This is a genomic window from Micromonospora sp. B9E7 (genome assembly GCF_039871815.1).
Lineage (GTDB): Bacteria > Actinomycetota > Actinomycetes > Mycobacteriales > Micromonosporaceae > Micromonospora.
Window position 1 is genome coordinate 37797 of the sequence record NZ_JBDPLX010000004.1, and the last position, 22737, is coordinate 60533.

General features: G+C 72.4%; 24 protein-coding genes. 10 read left to right on the forward strand and 14 right to left on the reverse strand.

Annotation, left to right across the window (positions count from 1 at the left end; genetic code table 11):
- Positions 1-22: 22 nt before the first annotated feature.
- A complete protein-coding gene (locus ABGB10_RS07905; protein ID WP_347660189.1) occupies positions 23-433 on the reverse strand; it encodes a DUF2267 domain-containing protein in 411 nt (136 codons plus the stop codon).
- A 163-nt stretch (positions 434-596) separates the two neighbouring features.
- On the opposite strand from ABGB10_RS07905, the gene ABGB10_RS07910 reads away from it, so the two are divergent.
- Positions 597-869, forward strand: coding sequence for a DUF2795 domain-containing protein (locus ABGB10_RS07910; protein ID WP_278139233.1), 273 nt, complete (start codon positions 597-599; stop codon positions 867-869).
- A 44-nt stretch (positions 870-913) separates the two neighbouring features.
- On the forward strand, positions 914-1582 hold the full coding sequence (locus tag ABGB10_RS07915) for a DUF1345 domain-containing protein (RefSeq protein ID WP_347660190.1): 669 nt from the start codon (positions 914-916) through the stop codon (positions 1580-1582).
- A 293-nt stretch (positions 1583-1875) separates the two neighbouring features.
- Here the strand turns inward: ABGB10_RS07915 and ABGB10_RS07920 are convergent, their stop codons facing one another.
- From ABGB10_RS07920 to ABGB10_RS07940, 5 genes are all read right to left on the reverse strand, one after another.
- Positions 1876-2544 (reverse strand): hypothetical protein, encoded by a 669-nt coding sequence (locus ABGB10_RS07920; RefSeq protein ID WP_347660191.1) that lies wholly within the window; start codon positions 2542-2544, stop codon positions 1876-1878.
- 156 nt (positions 2545-2700) lie between these two features.
- Positions 2701-3675 (reverse strand): pirin family protein, encoded by a 975-nt coding sequence (locus tag ABGB10_RS07925; protein ID WP_347660192.1) that lies wholly within the window; start codon positions 3673-3675, stop codon positions 2701-2703.
- A 129-nt stretch (positions 3676-3804) separates the two neighbouring features.
- Complete coding sequence (locus tag ABGB10_RS07930; RefSeq protein WP_347660193.1) at positions 3805-4833, reverse strand: hypothetical protein; 1029 nt, start codon at positions 4831-4833, stop codon at positions 3805-3807.
- Positions 4834-5050: 217 nt separating this feature from the next.
- A complete protein-coding gene (locus tag ABGB10_RS07935) occupies positions 5051-5617 on the reverse strand; it encodes a hypothetical protein (RefSeq protein ID WP_347660194.1) in 567 nt (188 codons plus the stop codon).
- 983 nt (positions 5618-6600) lie between these two features.
- Positions 6601-6912: a MazG-like family protein gene (locus ABGB10_RS07940; protein ID WP_347660195.1), complete on the reverse strand. Its 312-nt coding sequence runs from the start codon at positions 6910-6912 to the stop codon at positions 6601-6603.
- 408 nt (positions 6913-7320) lie between these two features.
- Between ABGB10_RS07940 and ABGB10_RS07945 the strand changes: the two genes are divergently transcribed.
- The gene (locus ABGB10_RS07945; RefSeq protein WP_347660196.1) at positions 7321-8691 is read left to right on the forward strand and encodes a hypothetical protein; all 1371 of its coding nucleotides are present in this window, start codon (positions 7321-7323) and stop codon (positions 8689-8691) included.
- A gap of 57 nt (positions 8692-8748) precedes the next feature.
- On the opposite strand, the gene ABGB10_RS07950 is transcribed toward ABGB10_RS07945, so the two are convergent.
- Both ABGB10_RS07950 and ABGB10_RS07955 read right to left on the reverse strand, forming a co-directional pair.
- Positions 8749-9462 carry a hypothetical protein gene (locus ABGB10_RS07950; RefSeq protein ID WP_347660197.1) on the reverse strand — a complete coding sequence of 238 codons (714 nt, stop codon included), beginning with the start codon at positions 9460-9462 and terminating at the stop codon, positions 8749-8751.
- A gap of 476 nt (positions 9463-9938) precedes the next feature.
- A complete protein-coding gene (locus ABGB10_RS07955) occupies positions 9939-10409 on the reverse strand; it encodes a VOC family protein (RefSeq protein WP_347660198.1) in 471 nt (156 codons plus the stop codon).
- A gap of 46 nt (positions 10410-10455) precedes the next feature.
- On the opposite strand from ABGB10_RS07955, the gene tsaA reads away from it, so the two are divergent.
- Positions 10456-10884: a tRNA (N6-threonylcarbamoyladenosine(37)-N6)-methyltransferase TrmO gene (gene tsaA / locus ABGB10_RS07960; RefSeq protein ID WP_347660199.1), complete on the forward strand. Its 429-nt coding sequence runs from the start codon at positions 10456-10458 to the stop codon at positions 10882-10884.
- 21 nt (positions 10885-10905) lie between these two features.
- On the opposite strand, the gene ABGB10_RS07965 is transcribed toward tsaA, so the two are convergent.
- Together ABGB10_RS07965 and ABGB10_RS07970 are read right to left on the reverse strand one after the other, a co-directional pair.
- The gene (locus ABGB10_RS07965; protein ID WP_347660200.1) at positions 10906-11535 is read right to left on the reverse strand and encodes an MBL fold metallo-hydrolase; all 630 of its coding nucleotides are present in this window, start codon (positions 11533-11535) and stop codon (positions 10906-10908) included.
- Positions 11535-12620, reverse strand: coding sequence for an S-(hydroxymethyl)mycothiol dehydrogenase (locus tag ABGB10_RS07970; protein ID WP_347660201.1), 1086 nt, complete (start codon positions 12618-12620; stop codon positions 11535-11537). Before ABGB10_RS07970 ends, ABGB10_RS07965 begins: the two co-directional genes overlap by 1 nt.
- 182 nt (positions 12621-12802) lie before the next feature.
- On the opposite strand from ABGB10_RS07970, the gene ABGB10_RS07975 reads away from it, so the two are divergent.
- On the forward strand, positions 12803-13222 hold the full coding sequence (locus tag ABGB10_RS07975) for a hypothetical protein (protein WP_347660202.1): 420 nt from the start codon (positions 12803-12805) through the stop codon (positions 13220-13222).
- Positions 13223-13247: 25 nt separating this feature from the next.
- Complete coding sequence (locus ABGB10_RS07980) at positions 13248-14429, forward strand: low temperature requirement protein A (protein WP_347660203.1); 1182 nt, start codon at positions 13248-13250, stop codon at positions 14427-14429.
- 36 nt (positions 14430-14465) lie between these two features.
- Here ABGB10_RS07980 and ABGB10_RS07985 read toward each other — a convergent pair whose 3' ends face one another.
- The 4 genes from ABGB10_RS07985 to ABGB10_RS08000 form a co-directional block, all read right to left on the reverse strand.
- Entirely contained in the window at positions 14466-15383 is a 918-nt protein-coding gene (locus ABGB10_RS07985) for an SDR family NAD(P)-dependent oxidoreductase (protein WP_347660204.1), read from the reverse strand.
- A gap of 23 nt (positions 15384-15406) precedes the next feature.
- Positions 15407-16921: an NAD(P)/FAD-dependent oxidoreductase gene (locus ABGB10_RS07990; RefSeq protein WP_347660205.1), complete on the reverse strand. Its 1515-nt coding sequence runs from the start codon at positions 16919-16921 to the stop codon at positions 15407-15409.
- A 62-nt stretch (positions 16922-16983) separates the two neighbouring features.
- Entirely contained in the window at positions 16984-17442 is a 459-nt protein-coding gene (locus ABGB10_RS07995) for a hypothetical protein (RefSeq protein WP_347660206.1), read from the reverse strand.
- On the reverse strand, positions 17442-17921 hold the full coding sequence (locus ABGB10_RS08000; RefSeq protein ID WP_347660207.1) for a hypothetical protein: 480 nt from the start codon (positions 17919-17921) through the stop codon (positions 17442-17444). The genes ABGB10_RS07995 and ABGB10_RS08000 overlap by 1 nt, the downstream gene beginning before the upstream one ends.
- Before the next feature lie 44 nt (positions 17922-17965).
- Between ABGB10_RS08000 and ABGB10_RS08005 the strand changes: the two genes are divergently transcribed.
- The 4 genes from ABGB10_RS08005 to ABGB10_RS08020 all read left to right on the forward strand — a co-directional run bounded on the left by ABGB10_RS08005 (position 17966) and on the right by ABGB10_RS08020 (position 22707).
- On the forward strand, positions 17966-18943 hold the full coding sequence (locus ABGB10_RS08005; RefSeq protein WP_347660208.1) for a YafY family protein: 978 nt from the start codon (positions 17966-17968) through the stop codon (positions 18941-18943).
- Positions 18944-19037: 94 nt separating this feature from the next.
- Positions 19038-19670, forward strand: a complete 633-nt coding sequence (locus ABGB10_RS08010) for an ATP-binding cassette domain-containing protein (RefSeq protein ID WP_347660209.1) — start codon at positions 19038-19040, stop codon at positions 19668-19670.
- Positions 19667-20944 carry an extracellular solute-binding protein gene (locus ABGB10_RS08015; protein ID WP_347660210.1) on the forward strand — a complete coding sequence of 426 codons (1278 nt, stop codon included), beginning with the start codon at positions 19667-19669 and terminating at the stop codon, positions 20942-20944. The genes ABGB10_RS08010 and ABGB10_RS08015 overlap by 4 nt, the downstream gene beginning before the upstream one ends.
- The gene (locus ABGB10_RS08020; protein ID WP_347660211.1) at positions 20941-22707 is read left to right on the forward strand and encodes a hypothetical protein; all 1767 of its coding nucleotides are present in this window, start codon (positions 20941-20943) and stop codon (positions 22705-22707) included. The genes ABGB10_RS08015 and ABGB10_RS08020 overlap by 4 nt, the downstream gene beginning before the upstream one ends.
- The last annotated feature ends 30 nt before the right edge of the window (positions 22708-22737 follow it).

The following is a 22737-nucleotide window of genomic DNA, read 5'->3' on the forward strand; positions in this document are numbered from 1 at the left end:
TGCGTGCCCGGAAGGGCCGCTGTCAGGAGCGGCGCAACATCACGCCCGGTGCCAGCGCCTGCTCGACCAGGCCGCGATAGTCACGCGGCAACTGGGTCACCACGTCGTCGAACTCACCACCGGTGATCGCCTCGCGGAGGGTGCTGAAGACGGCCCGGACGGCGTCGTCGGCCGCGGCCTCCTGGACACCGGCACGCCCCGCGACCCGGGCGACGAACTCGGCCGCCCCGAACCGGTCCGCCTGCTCCGTGCTCGGGCTCGGCTTGAGCACCAACTGCAACGGCTGCGGCAGTTGAACGGCTAGATCCAGGACCTCACCGCCGGTCAACCGCTCGGCGAACGTCTCCAACACCGCCCGGGTCAGCTCGACCGCCCGCTCGGACGACGTCGCGGTGCGCTGGGAAACCTGGTCGATGAAGGTGTCGTAGTTCATCGCGTACTCCCTCTGGCTCTGGGCCCGCGTCGGCGCCTGCGACTACCCGCCCCGACGGAGCGGAAACGGCGCGGGGATTCTCCGGCCGGGCGGGCGTGACCGGCCGGCGGGCGGGTAACCGCCGCCGGTCGTCACCACATCGATGCCCGAGGGAGCCCCTGCCATGGCGAGCTACGCCGAGGTCCTGCAGTACCTGTCGAGCCTGGACTACCCGGCCGAGAAGGACGACGTGGTCCGCGAGGCCGAACGGGAGGGCGCCCCGCCGGACGTGCTGAAGGCGCTGCGCGCGCTGCCGCCGGTGGACTACGCCAACGGCACCGAGGTCGCCCGGTCGGCCGGAATCGAGGCAGCGCCCGAGGTGGGCGCCGCCCAGCGGGCCGAACAGGCCCGGGACAAGAAGCACAACCGGGTCTCGCAGCATCTGCGCGGCATCTGACCCTCGGCGGTGACGCCCATCGCCCGGAGACGGGATCGTCACCGATGACCCACCAGACCGGTCCGTCCCGGCCCATGGAGGTGGGTTTCCCCGCCGCGCGGCAGCTCGCCGTGGTGGCGGTGGTCGGCATCATCGCCGGCGGCGTCTTCATGCTGGTGCTGCCACCGCCGCTCGCCGCGCTGGCCGGCTGGGACGTGGGCGCGCTGAGCTGGCTCGTGCTGGTGTGGCTCAAGCTCTGGCCGATGGACGCCGAGCGGACCGCCCAACTGGCCGTGCACGAGGACCCGAACCGGGCGGTCCGGGACGCGCTCCTGCTCGTCGCCTGCCTGGCCAGCCTGCTGGCCGTGGGGTTGGTCGTGGCCAGCGCCCAGAACGCGCCTCCCGGCCTGACCCGCGAGCTGCACAGCGGGCTCGGCGTGTTGAGCGTGGTGCTCTCCTGGTTCGTGGTGCACACCGTGTTCGCCGCCCGGTACGCCCGGATCTACTACACCGGCCCGGACGGCGGGGTGAACTTCAACCAGCCCGAGCCGCCCCGCTACTCCGACTTCGCGTACGTCGCGTTCACCATCGGGACCACGTTCCAGGTGTCCGACACCAACCTGACCAGCAACGAGATGCGTCGTACGGTGCTGCGGCACTCGATGGTGTCGTACCTGTTCGGGGCGTTCATCATCGCCGTGACCGTCAACCTGCTGGCCGGCCTGGCACGGTGAGCGGTTCCTCGCGCGATGGCTGGTCCGGCCTGCCTGAGCGGCCGTGGTGGCCCCGGGGACGACACGGGGCGAGGGCTGAACGAATCGCCGGGACAGGCGGGCGCCCCCTGGTCACGAACCGCGACCCGGGGCGCCACGCAAACCTGCCCAGGCGGTGAACCGCACCCGAACCGGGTGGCTCCACCAGGCGGTGGATGACCGCTCGAACCGAGCGGCCAGCACTGCCGGGTCCAACCATACGGCAGAACATCCTCCGTTCGGTCATTATTCGGCGAAGTGTGGGCCACGGCACGTCATGATCGACCCGTCACCTCCGCGTACCGGTGCTCAAGATCGACCCGCGCCAGCGCCCCCACCAGCCAGGCGAGCTGCTCCGACTCTCCGCTGGCCAGGCCGGCCAGATCCTCCGCCGACCTGCCCAGCCCGAGCCGACGGGCCGCCGCCAACGCGCGCCGGTCAGCCACCGGGGCCACCTCCCGCCACAGCGCCTGCGCCTCACGGAGGAACAGGTCGACCACCTGGTCGTCCACACCGGGAAGTTCGGCGAGAAGCACCCGCTCCCGCCCCGGATCGTGGTGCGCCACCGCCCGCAACCGGCGCAGATCGCCCCGGTACCGCTCGACCACCGTGCGACCCAGGTCACCCAGCACGGCGGCCAGGGCCTCGACGTCGCCTCGCTGACCGCTGGCACGCAGCACCCGTACCCGGTCCTCGTGCAGCGACCGGGCCAACCCCGCCGCGCTGTCCCACCCCTCGTCGCGCAACGCCCGCGCCCCGTCCAACGCCCGGCGGAAGTCACCCCGGCGGGCCAGCAGCACCGCGAGGTAGAGCACCTGGAACAGACTCGCCGGGTTGTTGGTCACCCGAAAGCCGTACTGCTCGGCGAAGCCCCGCCCGGTGCCGGCGAGCCGGCGCGCCAGGCGCTTCCGGTCCGCCATCGGGGTGATCAGAGTGGTCGGCATGCCGGCGACTACCCGCGCGACCGAGGGTCACACGCTGGCAGCACCCCGGTCGCCGTGCGGGCCGCCGGTGCGGTCGGGGCCTCGCCGATGCGTCGCGGTCCCGCCAGCCGTGCCGACCCGTCAGCCGTGCAGGCCGCCGGTGCGGTCACGGGCCGATCAGTCGTGCAGGCCGCCGGTGCGGTCACGGGCCTTGAGGCGGGTGGTGGGCAGGGCGGGCGCCGGCAGCGGCGGCGCCGGATCGTCGGCGACCACGCCGAAGCGTGCGTCCCCCGCCATCCAGTCCTCCCGGGCGGCGAGGATCTCCTCGTGCGAGCGGCCGACGAAGTTCCACCACATCACCAGCGGCTCCTCGAACGGCGTACCGCCCAGCAACAACAACCGGGCCCCGGACCCTCCGCGCACGGTCAGCTCGCGACGGCCCGTGCCCAGGTAGAGCAACGCCCCCGGCTCGAACCCCACCCCGGCGGCCTCCGCGGAGCCGGACATCGCCAGCACGGCGTACTCGAAATCGGGCCGCAACGACAGCGTCGTCGGCGCCTCGCCGCCCAGCTCCAGCTGCACACCCACCAGCGGGGTGTGCACCACGGCCGGCGACCGCTCCCCACCGAACTCGCCGACCAGCAGGGTGACGTCCAGGTCGCCGTCGCGCCAACGCGGTAGGTCGGCGTGGTGGGCGAAGTCCGCCGCGCCGGCTCGCGCCGGGTCCGGCAATGCCACCCAGAGCTGTACGCCGTGCATGACTGGCGGATGGATCGCCGGCGACCGCTCGGAGTGGGCGATGCCGTTCCCGGAGGTCATCACGTTCAACTGACCGGGCCTGATCGGCTGCACGTTGCCGAGGCTGTCCCGGTGCAGGATCTCCCCTTCCAGCAGCCAGGTCACCGTCTGCAAACCGGTGTGCGGGTGCGGGGGCACCTCCATGCCGGGCCGCTGGGCCACATCGTCCGGGCCGAAGTGGTCGACGAAACACCAGGCGCCGACCATGCGGCGGGGACGCTGCGGCAACAGTCGCCGCACTGTGGTGTACCGCCCCAACGGCACGTCGTGGCCGGGCAACAGCACACTGCCGGGATCAACGTCGGCCACGCCGGGTGGTCGGGTCTGCGCCAGCATCGACTCGGTACGCTCCACCGCCCGACTGTACGCTCACGCCCACCCACGACCGCAGCGCTTCCAGCAGGGGTGGGCTGGTTCTCCGCATGCCGGGGCTTTGCCACCCGTGCGAGTTCACCGGCTGGCGGCGGTCTCTGGCTGCTCGGCTCACCGGCTGGCGGCGGACACCGTCACGCGGTTGGCACCCGCGACCAGGTCCACGTGAAGCCGTTCGGTCGCGCGGTCCCAACCCGGCGTACCCAGCACCGCACCCGCGGCCACCCCATCCCAGCGGTCCTGGCCCACCGCGACCGAGCCGGCGCCTGCTCCCACGCGCACCCGCACCGGCGTCTCCGCGGCCAGCCGGATGTCGAGCTGGCTGGTCCCACCGGTGAGTCGCACCGTCAGGATGCTGGCGCCTTCGGGGCTGCCGGTGCCGGGCGCGCTGCCGCTGTCGGGCGCGCTGGTGCTGGCCGCCGTGATCGGTGGCAGCATGATCTCGGTGCTGGACGACCCGCCGGCGAGTTCCACGCCCAGCAACCGCGCTCGGGTCAGATCCAGCAGCTGACGGCTCACCCCGCCGACGAGTTGCAGACGCCAGGCGACCCGCTCGTTGAGCAGGACCCGCACGGCCCGCACACCACGCGCCCCGGATTCCGCGAGTTCGAGCCGGACGGTCTCCCCCGACACGACCGGTCGACCCACCACACCCGAGTTGGCTGGGCTGCTGATCCGGTACAGGTCACCCCCCAGGTCGGCCACCCGCAGGTCGAACGAGGACAACCCGTCCGCGAGCACGAAGGTGCCCTTCTGCCGACCCGCCAGTGGTGCCGTGAGCACCACATCGTCGGCAGCCCCCGCGCCGGGGCGACCATCAGCCGCGTCCGGGTCGGCAATGCCGCCAGCCCGCCCGACGTCGTCAGGCCGGCTGCCATCCGGGCGGGCGCCGTCGGGGCCGATGCCGTCCGGGCGGATGCCGTCGGGCCGGGTTCCTTCGGATGCGCCGGTGTAGGTCCTGCCGAGGCGCCCGGGGTCCGCGATGATCACGGCTACCGCCGCCGCGCCCAGCAGCAGCACGACAGCAGCGGCAGCCACCAGCAGGCGGGACCCCGTGGACCAGCGCAGCGATGCGGCGTCACCGGCGGGTTCCGGCGGTGCCTCAGGTTCACGATTCGTGCCGTACCCCACCGCGGTCATACCCCTGTCCCTCCGCCGGTCCCCGACGGGAGGTACGTACCCGCCGGCCGATCGGATCACTCCGCGCCGACAGCGCCACTTCCGACGTCGCCAAACGCGAGATCTTGGACAGTTTCCGTTAAGCGAGAACGGAATCTGTCCAAGATCTCGGCGTGGACATGCCGCTGGCCGGCACCCCGTGGTGGGGTGCCGGCCAGCGGTCGGGTCGTTCGGTGGGTCAGCTGTTCCAGTACTGGCCGACCAGGTCGGTGGCCTGCTGCTCCCACTGGGCGTAGGCGTCCGGGTAGGCGGAGACCTGCACGGTCTGCGCGGCCTCGGTCAGGGGCATGTCCTGCCACCCGTCGACCTGCTTGAGGCCCTTGAGGAACGCGGTCGTGGAGTACTCGGGGTCGGTGATCTGCTCCGGCGTGCCCCAACCACTGGACGGGCGCTGCTGGAACAGGCCCAGCGAGTCGTGGTCGTTCATATCGCCGAGGTGGCCCAGGTTCTCCAGCTTCGACTCCTGCAGACTCGTCGCGATCGAGATCACCGCGGCCCGCTCCGGCAGACCAGCCTTCTTCGTCGCGGCAATGATCGCCTTGACGTTGGCGGTCTGCTCGTCGTTCAAGGTGATGTGCGACTGGTCGCCCTGCGGCTTCGGCGCCGCCGTCTTCACGGCGGCAGCAACCGGCTTGGCGTCCACCGTCGGGGTGGCGGCGTGGGCGGCGATCGGGCCGGCGAAGACACCACCGGCGAACGCGAGACCAGCAACAGACAACACACTCTTACGCATGATCGTATTCATGGGGGAAGCTCCTTCGGGGGTAAGAACACCCGCCTGAGTACTGCGGATGAGAGCACCTCGTCCGGCGCTGCAGTAACAGGGGAAAAGTCTGAGGGGGGGCGGCGACCTACAAGCCGGGGGGCTTGCGGCACCGGGGGTCGGCGGCCTACGAGCGGGGGCTCGGGCGCCGGGTCCACGTGTAACGACCCGCGGGGCGGGGCCATTCCCGGGCCGGCCCCATCCCTTGCACCCGGTGAAGCGGGGTGCCGGTCGGGCCGGGTCCAGGTGTAACGACCCGCGAGGCGGGGGCCATTCCCGGGTCGGCCCCATCCCTTGCACCCGGTGGAGCAGGGTGCCGGTCGGGCCGGGGTCCGGGTGTAACGACCCGGGGCCGGGGGTGATTCCCGGGGCGGACCATCGAGCCGACAGGCCGTGGTCCTGCCATCGTCAGGGTGTGTAACGACCCCGACCCGGCCATGATTCCGCCCGACAAGTGCCGCCGACCACACCCCAAAGCGCCCAGACCGAACAAACCGCACGGGTCAACCTGACCTGAAGACACCAAAGTCACCCACGCCTGCGTACACAGCCCACCTCGGGCATGATCCACTCGACTTCCTTGATGTCGGGGTGTCCGGGACGGCTTGATACCGCGACTTCAAGGAAACCGAGTCGATCACGAATCAGAGCCGCGCCGAGGGTGGGCGCGCAGGGCCAGAGCCGCAGGAGAGCCCCGGCCGACGTGGGCGAGTCAAGCGAGCTAACAAGGCCAACCGGGCATGCAGGCCAAACGGGCATGCGGGCATGCGGGCAACCGGGCCCGCGGAGCCAAACCGGGCATGCAGGCCAACCGGGCATGCGGGCATGCGGGCCAAACGGGGCATGCGGGCCAGCCGGGCACGCCCTCGCCAACGCGGCAAGCGGGCACGCTCGCCAACCCAGCAAGCGACGGGCCAGCGGCCAAACGGGCCAACCTGGCCGGGGACGCCGGGTGGGGGGTTCGTTCAGTTGCCGAGGCGGGAGCGCACTTTCGCGGCGCACGTGTCCAGGACCGTCTGCGCGTCCAGCCCCAGGCTTTCGATGGCCACCAGCGCCGTGAAGGCGACGTCGGCCAGCTCGGCGGCGACGTCCTCGCGCGTGTGGGTGACACCCTTGCGCGGATTCTGCCCGAGCAGGCCGATCCAGGCGGCCGACGCCTCTCCCGCCTCCTCGGTCAACTTGAGGATGCGGCAGGTCAGTTCGGTTTGCCCGGTGCCGTTCGCCGTGTCCAACCAGCTTCGCGACGCGCGGGCCGCTTCCCAGATCGACTCATCCACGGACACAAGTCAACCCGACCGACCCACCGGGGAAAGCGCGGCCGGGTACGGCAGGCGGCGGGCGTCTCACCGACGAGGACGCCGGCCAACCCGGGGCAGACAGCGGTCTGAAACCCCCGCGCACGGACCAGCCCGATCACCACGCGCACAGACCAGCCCGATCAACGCCCGCACGGATCGAGCCGACCACCACGCGCGCAGGCGGCCCTCAATCAACGCGCGCACGCGCTGACCGCATCAACGGGCGCGCGGGCCATCCTGATCGGCCGGACAGTCGTGCTTGACCAGCCGATCAGCGTAGACATTGACACTGGTCGACGGCAGTCCTAGGTTCAGGGCGCTACCGGCCGGTAGGCAACCGTCCCGCCTGGTCGCCCCCGGGCGACGTCCGTCCGATGGGGAGCATCGATGCTGTCCGCACCCGTTCGTACCCTCCGCCGGCTGCTCGCCGCCACCGCGACGTTGACTCTCGTGGTCGGGCTGGCCGGTGCCGCGCCGGCCAACGCCACCGGTCGCGACCCGAGGGGTGGGGAGCCGCTGCCCGGGTACACCATCGAGAACCCTCCGTTGGCGCCGCTGGTCGTGGGCGGCAAGCCGACGACGGTACGCCAGGGCGTGCACCGCCACGCCGGGTACATCATCGAGATCCCCGCCCGGTGGAACGGTGACCTGGTGCTGTGGGCGCACGGCTACCGCGGCCAGGGCACGGTGCTCTCGCCGGAGCCACCGGGCTTCGGGCTGCGCCAGCGACTGCTGGAGCAGGGCTACGCGTGGGCGTCGTCCTCGTACGACCGCAACGGCTTCGACATCCGTTCGGGGGTGCTGGGCACCAAGGAGCTCGCCGACCACTTCGGGCGGACGGTCCGCCGGCCGCAGCACACCTACGTCGCCGGAGTGTCGATGGGCGGGTACGTCATCGGTCGCTCGCTGGAGCAGTACCCCGGCTACTACGACGGGGCACTGCCGATGTGCGGGGTGCTCGGCGACCAGACGCTGCTCGACTTCTACCTGGACTACAACCTGGTGGCGCAGGCCCTCGCCGGGGTGCCGGCGTACCCGACGCCGGCTGATTACCTGACGAACGCCGTACCCCGCATCCAGCTGGCGCTCGGTCTGGCCGGGTTGACGCCCACCGGGCCGGACACCACCACGGACCGGGGCAAGCAGTTGCGGGCGATCACCGTGAACCGTTCGGGCGGGCCGCGTCCGGGCGCGGACGCGGCGTTCGCGGTCTGGAAGGACTTCCTCTTCTCGATCAGCGTGCCCACCGGGAGCGGCAACTCCCCCGCCCAGCGGCCCGGTCAGCTGTCCACCAACCTGCTCAGCCGGTACACCCCGAACAGCCCGGCGAACGTCAACGCCACCGTGCGGCGGGTGGCGCCGGAGAACGTGGTGCAGCGGCTCCTGCCGACGCTGACCGAGGTGCCGCGGATCGCTGGTCGACCCACCGCGCCGGTGCTCAGCCTGCACGGCCTCGGTGACCTGTTCGTGCCGTTCAGCATGGAGCAGGCGTACGCCGAGGACGTGGCACGGCACGGTCGCAGCAAGCTGGTGGTCCAGCGGGCCATCCGGGCCACGCAGCACTGCGAGTTCACCCCGGCCGAGGCCGGCGCCGCCTGGGACGACCTGGTGTCCTGGGTACGCACCGGCGAACGCCCGGCCGGCGACACCGTCACCGACCCGACGGTGGTGGCCCGGCCCGACTACGGCTGCCGGTTCAGCGACCGGGAGGCGTACGCCGCTGGCGTGGGCACCCGCCGCCTCTACCCGGCCTGCTGAGACACGACGACGCCGGCCGGCCCCGGGTGGGGGCCGGCCGGCGCGTGTGTGCGGGTGTCACCAGAGCTGCTGGACGATGTCCGCCGCCTGCTCCTCCCACTGCGCGTACGCGTACGGGTACGCGGAGACCTGGACGGTCTGCGCGGCGGTGGTCAGCGGCAGGTCCTGCCAACCGCCGACGTTCTTGAGTGCGCTGAAGAACGCGGTGGCGGAGTACTCCGGGTCGGTGATCTGGTCGGGCGTGCCCCAACCGGACGACGGGCGCTGCTGGAACAGGCCCTGCGAGTCGTGGTCGTTGTACGCGCCCAGGTGGCCGAGGTTGTAGAGCTTCGACTCCTGCAGCGAGGTGGCCACGCCGATCACCGCGCCCCGGTCACCGACGCCGGTCTTCTTGGCGGCGTCGACGATCTGCCGGGCGTTGGCGAGCTGCGCGTCGTCGAGCGGAATGCGCGACTGGGCGCCCTCGATGCCGTGCGGGATCAGCTGGGCTCGGCTGGGCTTGCCGGCCGGCGGTTTGCCGGTGGCGGAGCCGGTGGTCAGGCCCGACTCGACGGGCTGGTCGTCCTGCTGGGCCGAGGTGGCGGCCTTGCCGGTGGCGAGGTCGATGGCAGCGACGGCGCCCTGGTGTGGTCCGGATGTGACCGGAGCGGCAACTGCGGTCGGCGCGAGCGCCAGGCCGCCGAGAGCGGCCACACCCGCCACGCTCAGCGCGGTCTTGCGGTACGAGTCCTTAGCGATGGCGGGGAGCCATCGAGTGAAGTCGGCCTTCACGATGGTTGCCCTTTCGATCGTGCGGAGCGCTCCGGGGTGAACACTCCTCGGGAGATGACCGCGGAAAGGTTTGGGCTCCGGCGGTACGGGGGACACAACCAGGTTCACGTGTCGGTCATTCCGGAAATGCCCTCACCTTGACCTGGTGAGGTCCCGGTCATTGCGCGGAACCGGACATCGCGGCTCTCTGCGCCCATCGCATCCGACGATGGTGACGGAAGGTGATTTCCGCGGTCGAAGGCTGGAACCGATGCCAGCCTTTGCTGTGCATCCACATACGCACCGGACACCGTCAGTGACGGCGGTAAGAAGCGCCCGTGGCGGGCGGAAAGAGCCCGTTCGCAGCTCACGGGACGTGGTGCGGATATGGCTGCAAAGCAAAGGGGGCGTGCATGGTGATGGGGAGGCGGGCGGCGAACGGGCTGTCGCTACCGTGAGTGGGAGTCCGGGCCAGCACGGTGGGTGAACTGCCCGACTCAGGTGCCGCCGTCACGTCCGGACTCCGCATCCCGCGTCCCGGCCCCCGCCTCCGGCGGGAGCAGCTCCTGGAAGACGGTGATGTGAAGGCCGGCGGGCGCGTCGAGGCGGGAGTTGAGCGACTGCCACGGCGTACGGGTCGGGGGCGCGACCTCGCTCGCGCCGGCGGCGACCAGCCGGGCGGTGGTCGCCTCGGCGTCGTCCACCTCGAAGGCCACCCGCATCCGGGGTGCGACCTGGCGTCCCACCTCGACCTCGTCGATCATGCGTTTCTGGGCCGGGTTGGCGATCTCCAGGGTGGCGCGGCCGGCGTCCAGGATCATCACCCGGGCGTCTCCGTCGCTGACGAACGCCGCCTCCTCGGGCAGGCCGAGCGCATCACGGAAGAACGCGACGGCAGCCTCGTAGTCGGCGGCCTCCACCACGAGGCGCAGCTGACGGACGACAGGTGTGGGGTGCTCGGCGGCCATGCGCGATCCTAACGCCGTAGGCATTCACCGTCGGCAAGGGAGCGTCATGGCCGGGGCAGCGCGCGACGAGACGTACCTTCTGCGACCGGTCGGGCGGGTCGCCTCGCCGTTGACGGACGCGGCGGACGCGCCGCGCCAGGGTGACGAGGGCGCGCCGACGGCGTGGCTGGTCTTCGACCCGCAGGTCGGCCCGGCCCTGCGCGACCTGCGGGCCGGCGCGGAGCTGCTGGTGCTGACCTGGTTGGACCGCGCCCGGCGCGACGTGCTGGTGGTGCACCCGCGCGGCGACCAGAGCCGGCCGGAGACCGGGGTGTTCAGCACCCGGTCCCCGCACCGGCCCAATCCGATCGGCCTGCACCGGGTGCGGGTCCTGGGGGTGGACGGGCTACGCGTCGAGGTGGCCGACCTGGAGGCTCTCGACGGCACTCCCGTCCTCGACGTCAAACCGCTGCTGGGCGCGGCCGACGAGCGCTGAGCCGCGCGCCCGCACGCGGGCTCAGTGACCGCGCGCCAACCACTCCTGAAGGTGCGGGGCCTCCGCGCCGATCGTGGTGTCGCCGCCGTGACCGGTGTGCACGACCGTCTCCGCCGGCAGGGTGAGCAGGCGGGCGCGGATCGACTGGACGATGGTGCCGAAGTCGCTGTACGAGCGGCCGGTCGCACCGGGACCGCCGGCGAAGAGCGTGTCACCGGTGAAGACCACACCCAGGTCCGGGGCGTGGAAGCTGCACGCCCCGGGGCTGTGCCCGGGGGTGTGCAGCACCAGCAGGGTGGTGCCGGCCACCTCGACGCTCTGCCCGTCGTGTAGCTCGCCGTGCGGCGGCAGGTGCGGGTGGACCATGTCCCACAGCACCCGGTCGGCGGCGTGCAGCAGCACCGGCGCGCCGGTGGCCTCGGCCAGTTCGGGCGCCACCCGGACGTGGTCGTCGTGGGCGTGGGTGGCCAGGATCGCGCGGACCTGCCGGTCACCCACCAGGGCGAGGATCGCGGCGACGTCGTGCGGCGCGTCCAGGACCACGCACTCGCTGTCGTCGCCGATCACCCAGACGTTGTTGTCCACGTCGAATGTCTGCCCGTCCAGGGAGAACGTGCCGGCGGTGACCGCGCGGTCGACCCGGGCGGTCATCAGAACACCACCACCGAGCGCAGCACGTCGCCGTGGTGCATCCGCTCGAACGCGTTCTCGACCTGGTCGAGCGCGATCTCCTCGGTGACGAACGCGTCGAGGTCGAGCCGGCCCTGCAGGTACAGCTCGGTGAGCATGGGGAAGTCGCGGCTGGGCAGACAGTCGCCGTACCAGCTCGACTTGAGGGCGCCGCCACGGCCGAAGACGTCCAGCAGGGGAAGTTCGATCTGCATCTGCGGGGTCGGTACGCCGACCAACACCACCGTGCCGGCCAGGTCACGGGCGTAGAACGCCTGCTTCCAGGTCTCCGGTCGACCCACCGCGTCGATCACCACGTCGGCGCCGAAGCCGCCGGTGGCGGCGCGAATCGCCTCGACCGGGTCGGCCTCCGAGGCGTTCACGGTGTGCGTGGCGCCGAACTTGCGGGCCCAGTCGAGCTTGCGGCTGTCGGTGTCCACCGCGACGATCGTGGTGGCGCCGGCGAGGACCGCACCGGCGACCGCGGCGTCTCCGACACCGCCACAGCCGATCACCGCGACCGAGTCACCCCGGGTGACGTTGCCGGTGTTCATCGCCGCACCCAGCCCGGCCATCACACCGCAGCCGAGCAGACCCACCGCAGCCGGTCGGGCGGCCGGGTCCACTTTGGTGCACTGCCCGGCGTGCACCAGGGTCTTCTCGGCGAACGCGCCGATGCCCAGCGCCGGGGCGAGCTCGGTGCCGTCGGTGAGCGTCATCCGCTGCTTCGCGTTGTGGGTGTTGAAGCAGTACCAGGGGCGACCTCGGCGGCAGGCGCGGCAGTCCCCGCAGACCGCCCTCCAGTTGAGGACCACGAAGTCACCCGGGGCGACGTCGGTGACGCCCTCGCCGACCTGCTCCACGATGCCCGCCGCCTCGTGGCCGAGCAGGAACGGGTAGTCGTCGTTGATGCCACCCTCGCGGTAGTGCAGGTCGGTGTGGCAGACACCGCAGGACTGGATCCGGACGACGGCCTCACCGGGGCCGGGATCGGGCACCACGATGGTGGTGACCTCGACCGGTGCGCCCTTGCTGCGGGAGATGACTCCCCGGACTTCCTGGCTCACTTCGCCTCCTGCTGGTGGTCTGCGGCAAGGCCGGAGCCGGGCTGGGCGGTGTGCCACGGGCTCGGCGGTGGGCCCCCGGCGAACCTACCGCGACCACCACGGCCAGCCCAGCCCGCCTGGCGGTTATCGCGGGTGGTCCGGGGTACGCGGGCCGCATTCGACCACGGCCAACGGGAGTGACCATGAAACTCGCACACCTGCCGCTACGGGTCAGCATCGGTGCGTACTTCCTCAACTCGGGTCTGCAGAAGCGGAACCTGGAGGGTGCCGCGGCCGAGAGCATGCACGGGATGGCGGTGACGGCCATGCCCCAACTCGGTCAGTTCGAGCCGGCGCGCTTCGCCAAGTTGCTGGCGTACTCGGAGGTCGCCCTGGGGGCCGCGCTGCTCGCACCGTTCGTCCCGGCACCGCTGGTCGGGCTCGGTCTGACCGCGTTCGGCGCGGGCCTGGTACAGCTGTACCTCAAGACGCCGGGGTTGCGGGAACCCGGCAGCATCCGCCCGACCCAGCAGGGTGCGGGGTTGGCCAAGGACGTCTGGCTGGTCGGCGCCGGCGTGACCCTGGTGTTGGAGGGGCTGACCCACGGCCGTCGGCGCGGCTGATCGGCGGGCGGCCTGAGGAACTGCGGTGACCCAGCCTCGCTCGGTGCGGCCGTTCTACCGGCCGATGCGGCCACGTCGTCGCGACGAGCCGCATCGCACGGCCACTCCGTTGGAACTCTTCTTCGACCTGTGCTTCGTGGTGGCCGTGGCGCAGGCCGCCGTCAACCTGCACCACGACGTCTCCGAAGGTCACCTCGGCCACGCGCTGACCAGGTACCTGATGGTCTTCTTCGCGATCTGGTGGTCGTGGATGAACTTCACCTGGTTCGCCTCGGCCTACGACACCGACGACGACGTGTACCGGATCACGACGCTGGTGCAGATCGCCGGGGCGTTGATCATCGCGGCCGGGGTGCCCCGTGCGTTCACCGACGGCGACTTCAGCGTCATCACGTACGGCTACGTGGTGATGCGTATCGCGCTCGTCGTGCAGTGGTGCCGGGCCGCCGCCGGTGATCCGGCGCACCGCCGGGCGGCCCGGCGGTACGCGATCGGCGTCACCATCGTCCAGCTCGGCTGGCTGCTTCGGCTGACCCTGCCGGAGGGCTGGGGGACGGCGGCGTTGCTGCTGCTGGTCGTGGCGGACCTGCTGGTGCCGGCGGTGGCCGAGCGGCCGGGCATGACTCCCTGGCATCCGGGACACATCACCGAACGGTACGGGCTGTTCACCCTGATCGTGCTCGGTGAGGTGGTGCTGGCCACGTCGGTGGCCATCCAGACCGGAGTGGACGCCGGCGACCGTCACCTCTGGTCGCTGGCGGCGGCGGCCACGGTGATCGTGTTCGCCCTGTGGTGGCTCTACTTCGACCGGCCCATCGAGGCGCCCGGCCGGATGCCGTACACGTTGGTCTGGGGCTATGGCCACTACCTGATCTTCGCGGCGGTCGCCGCGGTCGGCGCGGGTCTGAGCGTGTCGGTGGACTACGAGCGGCACCTCACGCACATCTCGGAAAGGACCGCCGGGTACGCGGTCGCCGTCCCGATCGCCGTCTTCCTGCTCACCGTCTGGGTGCTGCACGTACGCCGGCAGCAGCACGGCGTGGCGGTCGTCGCCTTCCCGGTCGTCGCGCTGCTGGCACTGCTCGCGCCCCTCGGCCCGGCCCCGGTGTACGTGCTCGCGGCCCTGCTGGTCGCGCTCGTGACGCTGACCGTGCTGCTGCGTCGCCGCGACGTCGGGCCCCGCGCGACGGTGGCCGGCCCCGCCTGACTCAGGGGCGCGCGGGAAGGAACGGCCGGCTGACGGTCAGGCCACCTCGCTGGCCGGGTCGACGGCGGCGTCGACGGAGGGGCGTTGCGCGGGGACGCCGGTGGCGGGCTGCCGTGCCGGGCGGACGACGCCCCGGTTCAGGCCGGTGACCAGGAGCCGGTTGTACGAGGCCGGCAGCACCCGGGCCAGCAGGTCGGGCAGTTTCGCCGACCAGCCGATCAGCACCCGGCCCCGACGCCGCTCGACGCCGCGCAGGATCACCTCGGCGGCCCGCTCCGGCGCGATGGTGAGCAGCTTCTCGAACTGTGCCCGGCCGACCGCGTACTCCTCGTGGGAGACGCCACTGCCGATCCGGGCGTTCTCGGTGATGCGGGTGCGGATCCCGCCGGGGTGCACCGACGTCACCCCGATGCCGTCGTCGACCAGCTCGTGGCGCAGTGCCTCGGTGAGGCCGCGCACGGCGAACTTGCTCGCCGCGTACGCGGTCTGCCCGGCGGGTGCGATCAGCCCGAACAGGCTGGAGATGTTGACCAGGTGCGCGCCCCGTTCCGCCCGGAGGGTGGGCAGCAGCGCGTGGGTCAGCTGCGCCACGGCCCGGAAGTTGACGTCGATCACCCAGCTGAACTCGTCGAACGTCACCTGGTCGAACCGGCCGCCGAGGCCGACACCGGCGTTGTTCACCAGCAGGCGTACGCGCGGGTGCCGCTGGCCGATCTCCGCCGCCACCTGGGCGGTGGCCCTCGCGTCGGCCAGATCCACCACGTACGTGTTCACCTGGCGGTCGGGATGCGCGACGCGGATCGCGCCGAGGACCGTGTCCAGCCGCTCCGCGTCGCGGTCCAGCAGCACCAGATCACTGCCCCGGCGGGCCAGCGCGTGCGCCAACGCCGCACCGATGCCGCTGGCCGCTCCGGTGACCACGGCCGTGGCACCGGCGAACTCGAACCTCTGCACGGAAGGTGCTCCTCTCCTGGCGGTCACCGACGCTCGGACGACACGGGACGCCGGGCGCCCGCGGGGGCGGGGGCGGTCACCTCGCCGGCCTGGGAGAACCGCACACCCTCGTCGGCGAGCCTGCCGTGCCGCATCAGCAGCACGTCGCGGGGGTAGTTCTGGTGCAGCCGCCACGGCGCGTTCGCACCCTGCTTGGGCAGCGCGTCGACGGCGCGAAGCACGTAGCCGGAGCGCAGGTCGATCAGCGGCACCCGTCGCGCGTCGGGTGGCGGGATCGGCGTGACGACCTGCTGGCCGGTGCGGTCCAGGTGCCGCAACAGACGGCACACGTAGCCGGCGACCAGGTCGGACTTGAGCGTCCACGACGCGTTGGTGTAGCCGAGGGTCAGGGCGAAGTTCGGCACGCCGGACAGCATCATGCCCTTGTACGCGACAGTGTTCGCGAGGTCGACGTCGACGCCGTCCACGCGCAGCGTCAGACCACCGACGGCGAGCAGGTTGAGCCCGGTCGCGGTGACCACGATGTCGGCGGGCAGCACGTCGCCGGAGGTCAGCCGGACACCGTCCGGGGTGAAGGTGTCGACCGTGTCGGTGACCACCGACGCCCTGCCCTGCCGCACGGCGGTGAACAGGTCACCGTCGGGCGCCACGCAGAGCCGCTGGTCCCACGGGTCGTAGCGGGGCGAGAAGTGCCGGTCGACGTCGTACCCGACCGGGAGTCGGCCGGTGGCGGCCCGGCGCAACCTCCGCCTCACCAGGCCGGGCGCACGCCGGCTGAGCTGGAAGGTGACGGTGGACAGCAGCACGTTCTTCCAGCGCACCACCGGATACGCGGCCTTCGCCGGCAGCCAGCGCCGCAGCGCGTCGGCCAGCCGGTCTCGCGAGGGCAACGCGGTGACGTACGTGGGTGAGCGCTGGAGCATCGTCACGTGGGCGGCCCGCTGCGCCATCGCCGGCACCAGGGTCACCGCGGTGGCGCCGCTGCCGATCACCACCACCCGCCGGCCGGCATGGTCGAGGTCGTCGGGCCAGTGCTGCGGGTGCACCAGCCGCCCGGCGTACGCGTCGACACCGGGCAGCGGCGGGGTGTAGCCCTCGTCGTAGCGGTAGTAGCCGGTGCAGGCGAACAGGAACGAGCAGGTCAGCAGCACGGTCTCGGCGGTGTCGGCCCGCTGGGCGTGCACCGTCCAGCGGGCGGTGGCACTGTGCCACTCGGCGCGCAGCACCCGGTGCCGGAAGCGGATGTGCCGCTGCACGTCGTACTCCCGGGCGGTCTGGCGGACGTACTCCCGGATGGTCGTGCCGTCGGCAATGGCCTTCGGGGCGGTCCAGGGCTTGAACGAGTAGCCGAGGGTGAACATGTCCGAGTCCGAGCGGATGCCCGGGTAGCGGAACAGGTCCCAGGTGCCGCCCACGGCGTCGCGCGCCTCCAGCACCGCGTACGTCTTGTCCGGGCAGTCACGGGTGAGGTGGCAGGCGGCCCCGATGCCCGACAGGCCGGCGCCGATGATCAGCACGTCGACGTGGTCGGAGGCCATGGCGTTCCTCCATCCGGGGCGGTGGACGGACCCTAACACCGCACCCGGATGGCCGGAAGCTGCTAGTCAGCCGCGCGCGTGAAGATCATGATCCAGTTGGTTTCCCAGGTCTGCTCGCCGTCGACGGAGAACGCCTGCTCCCAACGGGCTGTGGTCGCGCTGATGTCGGACCAGATGAACCGGCATCGCACCGGTCGCCCCTCGTGCTGGTCGTCGGCGTAGAAGTGGCCGACCCCGTCGACGAAGCGGCCCACCATCGGTGGCTGTTCCAGCACCCCGGTGCCGCTGGTCATCCAGTAGATCGACCACTCCTGCCGGGCCGGGTCGAAGATCCGGATCGTGGCGCCGGCGGAGCCCTTGGTCGGGAAGGTGATCTCGTCGAAGTGGCCGCCGCCGGCGAAGAAGCCGTGCGCGACCGACACCCCGGGGAACTCCTCCCACTCGTCGGAGCCGACCAGCCGCTCGCGCAGCCGCCGGTTGACGACGTTCCAGGTGCCGGTGAAGAAGTCGAAGTCGCCCATCAGTGGCCCACCGGCCCTTCCGCTCGCGTGTCGTCCAGATATGCGGCCAGGTCGGGAGTCTCCGGCGCAAGCATGTGCCGAACCCAGGCGGCGCGCTCGTGCTCCAGCACCGCCAACTCCCACACGCAGCCGACGGCGGGTCGACCTACCTCGACGAAGTGGGTCGGATCGTCGTCCGGGCAGGCCAGCGCCGGCTGCCCGGCCGCGGCGACGCGGACCTCCACCGCGTTGTCCCACACCCAGGTGTACGCCAGCAGGTAGGCACCGGTGTCCGCGCCCCGGTGCAGCACCACCCACCCGGCGGCCGGGGTGCCGTCGTCCACGACGTCGGTCAGCAGGGCGGGCAGCAGGTCGTACGCGGCCTTCTCCACCTCCGACTCGATCCGCTGTTCCGCCTGGTCGATGTGGTATCGCTTGAGCTGTCGACCGTCCACCGTGACCGGTCCCGGTGTGCTCAGATCCTTGTCCCGAAAAGCCATGTCGGGACAGTACGACCACTCCCCTGACAGCTAGTGTCAGTGAAGTGCGGGCCAGTCGACTTCTCTCCGTCCTGATGCTGCTCCAGACACACGGGCGGCTCACCGCCGCGCAGCTCGCCGACCGGTTGGCCGTGTCCCCCCGCACCATCTACCGCGACGTGGAGTCGCTGCACGCCGCCGGCATCCCGCTGTACGGAGAGGCCGGGCACGCCGGCGGCTACCAACTGGTCGACGGGTGGCGGACCCGCCTGACCGGGCTGACCGCCGAGGAGGCCGACCGGCTGTTCCTGGCCGGGCTGCCCGGCCCGGCCGGCGAGCTGGGCTACGGCGACGTGGTGGCCGCGCTGCAACTCAAGCTGCACGCCGCGCTCCCCGCACCGCTGCGCGACCGGGCCACCCAGCTGCAGCAACGTTTCCACCTCGACGCGCCCGGCTGGTACGCGGACGGCGACGCGTCCCCGGAGTTGGCCCGCACGGCCGAGGCGGTCTGGCGGCAGCACCGCGTCGAGGTGCGCTACCGGGGGTGGAACGGTGAGGTGACCCGGGTGCTGGAGCCGTACGGCCTGGTGCTCAAGGGTGGTCGGTGGTACGTGGTGGCCGACCAGCCCGGCCGGGGCGCGCCGGCGACCTACCGGGTCAGCCAGATCCTCGCCCTGACCCCCCTTCCGCAGGAGTTCGACCGACCCGCCGACTTCGACCTCCCATCCTGGTGGCGGGCGCACGTGGTGCAGTTCCGCGCCCGGCTGCACCGCGACGAGGCCACCGTGCGGCTCTCCCCCGGCGGCCGGGAGCGGCTGCGGGAGATCGGCAGCGACCCGGTGGTGACCGCGGTGGAGGCCAGCGCCGGGCCGCCGGACGCGCGGGGCTGGGTGACCGCGGTGCTGCCGATCGAGTCGCTCACCCATGCCCACGGTGACCTGCTACGCCTCGGCGCCGACGTCGAGGTGCTGGCCCCGGCGGCGCTGCGCGAGCGGCTGGCCGCCACGGCGGCCGGGCTCGCCGCGCTCTACGCCGCGGGCTGAGCGGTCCCAACACATCCACAATGGAGGTGCCTGAGGGCATCGATTGTCGGCACGGTGTGCCACCCTGGGTGCGTTCTCCCAGCGGTCACCGGAGGTGAGGGTCACGTTACGGCTACGCGCACTGGTCGCCGTACCCGGCACCGGGCCGGTGACCCTCGACGTCCCCGCCGGCACGCTCGCCGCCCTGGTGGCCCCACCCCGGTTCGGCACCGCGGTGGCCCGGGTGCTGGTCGGCCTCGCCGCTCCGGTGACCGGTCGCATCCTGGTCGGTGACCGGGACGTCACCGCGCTGCCGCCGCCACGCCGGCAGATCGGCTACGTGCCCGCCGGTGGCGCGTTGCTGCCGCAACTCACCGTGCGCCGCAACATCGAGTATGGCCAGCGCAAACGCGAACGGGTGCACGAGGTGGCCGACGACTGGACGACCACCGTGGTCGACCGGCTCGAGTTGACGCTCTCCCTCACCCTGCTGCCGCACCAGATCTCCGCCGCCCAGCGGTTCCGGGTGGCGCTCGCCCGGGCGGCGGCCTGCCTGCCCGAGGTGCTCGTGATCGACCTGCCGGCGGGGTCGGCCGGCGACAGTCGCCTCGCCGACCTGATGCCTCGGCTCTCCCCACCCGACGCCCCCGGGGTGGCCGTGCTGGTCTGCACCGCCGACCCGGCCACCCTCGCCGAGATCCCGGTCCGGCACGAGCTGGTCACCGAGCCGAGCGAGGCGACCCGATGAGACCGACCGCCCGCACGAGTCGTCGCACCCTGCTGCGCGCCGCCGCCGCGGGCGTCACCGCCATGGCCGCCGGCTGCTCCGGCGGGGCCCGGTCGGTGCAGGTCGCGGTGGTCTGGAGCACCAGCGAGCTGGACCGGTTCCGCCAGGTCGTCGCCGACTATCCCGGCTCGGTGCAGGTGGTCAGCGCCGGCAACGACATCGACGCGTTTCTGCGGGCCCGGCACCTCGCGGGCACCAGCCCGGACGTGGCGATCCTGCCCCGCCCCGGCCTGGTCACCGAGTACGCGCAGCGCGGTTGGCTGAGCCCGGTGCGCCCGTCCAGCGAGTACGCCGTACCCAACGGGTTGGGCGACCTGCTGACCGCCGACGGCCGGCGCTACGGCGTGTGGGTGAAGGCGGCGCACAAGTCGTTGGTCTGGCACCTGCCGTCGATGCTGCCCGAGCAGCCGACCGACTGGGACGCGCTGGTCGAGCGCACCCGGCAGCTCGGCGCGCTCGCCCGGCGCGACGGCGGCCCGGCGCCCCTGGCCATCGGCGCTGCGGACGGCTGGGTGCTCACCGACTGGTTCGAGAACGTACTGGCCGACGTGGCACCTGAGAGCTACAACGCTCTGGCCAGGGCGGACGCGGACTGGCGGGGCAGTCCGGTGCGCGACGCCCTGGACCGGCTGGCCGGGCTCTGGAGCATCGACGGCGCGTTCCTCGGCGGCGGCCGTCGCGCCCTGCTCACCCAGTACGAGGAGTCGGTGATCCAGGTGGTGCACACCCGGCGTGCGGTGATGCTCTCCGGGGCCGACTTCACCGCCGACGTCGTCGGCCCGTTCCAGCGGGGCCCGGAGGCACCGACCACGTTCCCGTTCCCGGGCGCCCAACCGGGAGGCGGCCCACTGATCGTCGGCGGGGACGCCGCGGTGGCGTTCGCGGACGCCCAGGGCGGGGTCGAGCTGGTCCAGTGGCTCACCAAGGCCGATTCGTTCCGGCCCTGGCTACGTGCCGGCGGCTACCTGTCACCCAACACCAACGTCCCGATCACGAGCTACACCGACGAAGTCGGTAGGAAGCTCGCCCGGGAGATGCAGGCGCCCGGCACGCTGCGTTTCGACCTCTCCGACCAGTTGCCCGGGGCGTTCACCGGCTCGGACGGCGTCGGCATCTGGCGCATCATGCAGGGCTTCTTCGCCGACGTCACCGATGGTGTCAAGGCCGACGAGGCGATCCGCCGCGCCACCGGTCAGCTCGCTCTGGCGGCCCGCAGCGCGGGCGGCGGCCGATGAGCCAGCCGCGGGTCCTCGGCGAGCTGGCCGTGCTCGACGACGTCGGGCCGCCCCGGCGGGGCCGGGCCTATCCGGCGGCGGGGGCGACCTCCGCGCTGCTGCTGCCGGCCGCCGTGCTGCTCGGTGGGCTCGTGCTGTGGCCGGTGCTCCGGACCATGCACGCCAGCGTCACCACCGATGGCCGCTGGGTCGGCGCGGAGCACTTCCGGACCGCGCTCGCCTCCCCGGGCACCGGCGCGGTGGTCGGCCGGACGGTCCTCTGGGCGCTGCTGGTGCCGGCGGTGGTGACGGCACTGGGCTACCTGCTCGCCGCCGCGTCCCGCCGCTCCGAGGAGGGCGGCCTGGTCCGGTTGATCCTCCTGGTCCCGGTGGCGTTGCCGCTGGTCGTCACCGGGGTCACCTTCCGGCTGATGTACGACCCCGACCCGAGCCGAGGGCTGGCCACCCTGGTCGCGGCCCGGCTGACCGGCCGCTCGACCGAGGACGCGCCGCAGTTGCTCGGGCCGGGGCTGGTCACCGTGGCGCTGATGTCGGCGTTCGTCTGGGCCTGGGTGGGCTTGGCCGTGCTGGTGTTCCGATCCGCGCTGGACACGGTGCCGCCGAGTCTCGCCGACGCGGTCCGCGCCTACGGCGGGCGGCGTCGGCACGTCCTGTGGGACGCCCAGTGGCGGCCCCTGCTGCTGCGGACCACCGCGGTGGTCTTCGCGCTGGTGGCGGTCGGCACCAGCCGCACGTTCGACCTGATCCTGGTGATGACGCCCGGCTCGGTCCGCGACGAGGCGTCGGTGCTCGCGCTGCGGATCTGGCAGACGTCGGGTGGCACCACCACCGGCGACGGCGCCGCGCTCGGCGTGGTGTGGCTGGTGGCGGTCGTCGGCGGGATCATGGTGGCCGCGCTCTTCGTCCGGCAGGCCTGGCCGCCGCCGCCCGCCGAGGCCGCCCCACAGCCGGGTCCGGTCGCCCCGCCCCGGCGGGTCATCCGCCTGCTCGCGGTCGGCGCGGCGGTGGCCTGGCTGGTACCGCTGGTGGTGTTGGTCGCCACCTCGGCGCACGGGAGGGTGGACGCCGCCGCGCGCGGCTGGTGGTCGGCGCCACCGAGCGACGAGTCCTACCGCGCCCTGGTCACCGGCACCGAGCTGTGGCGCACGCTGGGCTTCACGCTGCTCCTGGCCACCGCGGTGACCGCCACGGTGCTGGTGGTCGCGCTGTTGGCCGCGTACCCGCTGGCCTGGTTGACCGGGCCGGCCGCACAGGCCACCGGGCTGCTGCTGCTGGCTGCCAGCGTCGTGCCGGTCCAGGTCATCGCCGGCCCGGTCAACGAGGTGCTGGGCCTGGTGCTCTCCTCCGGCACGGCCCAGGGTCTGGCCCTGGTGCACATCGCGTTGGGTGTGCCGTTCGCCGTGCTGGTGCTGCGCAACGCGTTCGCCGACCTGCCGGTCGAGCAGGTGCGCGACGCCCGGCTGGGCGGCCGTCGGTGGTGGCACACCCTGCGCCGGTTGGCCCGGCACAACCTGTCGGCGGTCGTGGCGGTGTCCGTGCTGGAGTTCGTCCAGGTCTGGAACGACCTGGTGGTGGGTCGGCTTTTCAGCGGGCCGGGGGCGTCGCCGCTCGGGCCGTTCCTGGCCGAGCAGACGCGCAGCTTCGTGAGCAACAGCGGCGCGCTGGCCGCCAGTTCGGTGCTCGCCTCGGTGCTGCCGGTGGTGCTGGTGGTGCTGTCGCGGCGGCACCTGGTCGCCGGGCTCGTCTCCGGGGGTGTCCGCTGACCAGGCCGGGCGGTGGCCGCCGCGGCCCGC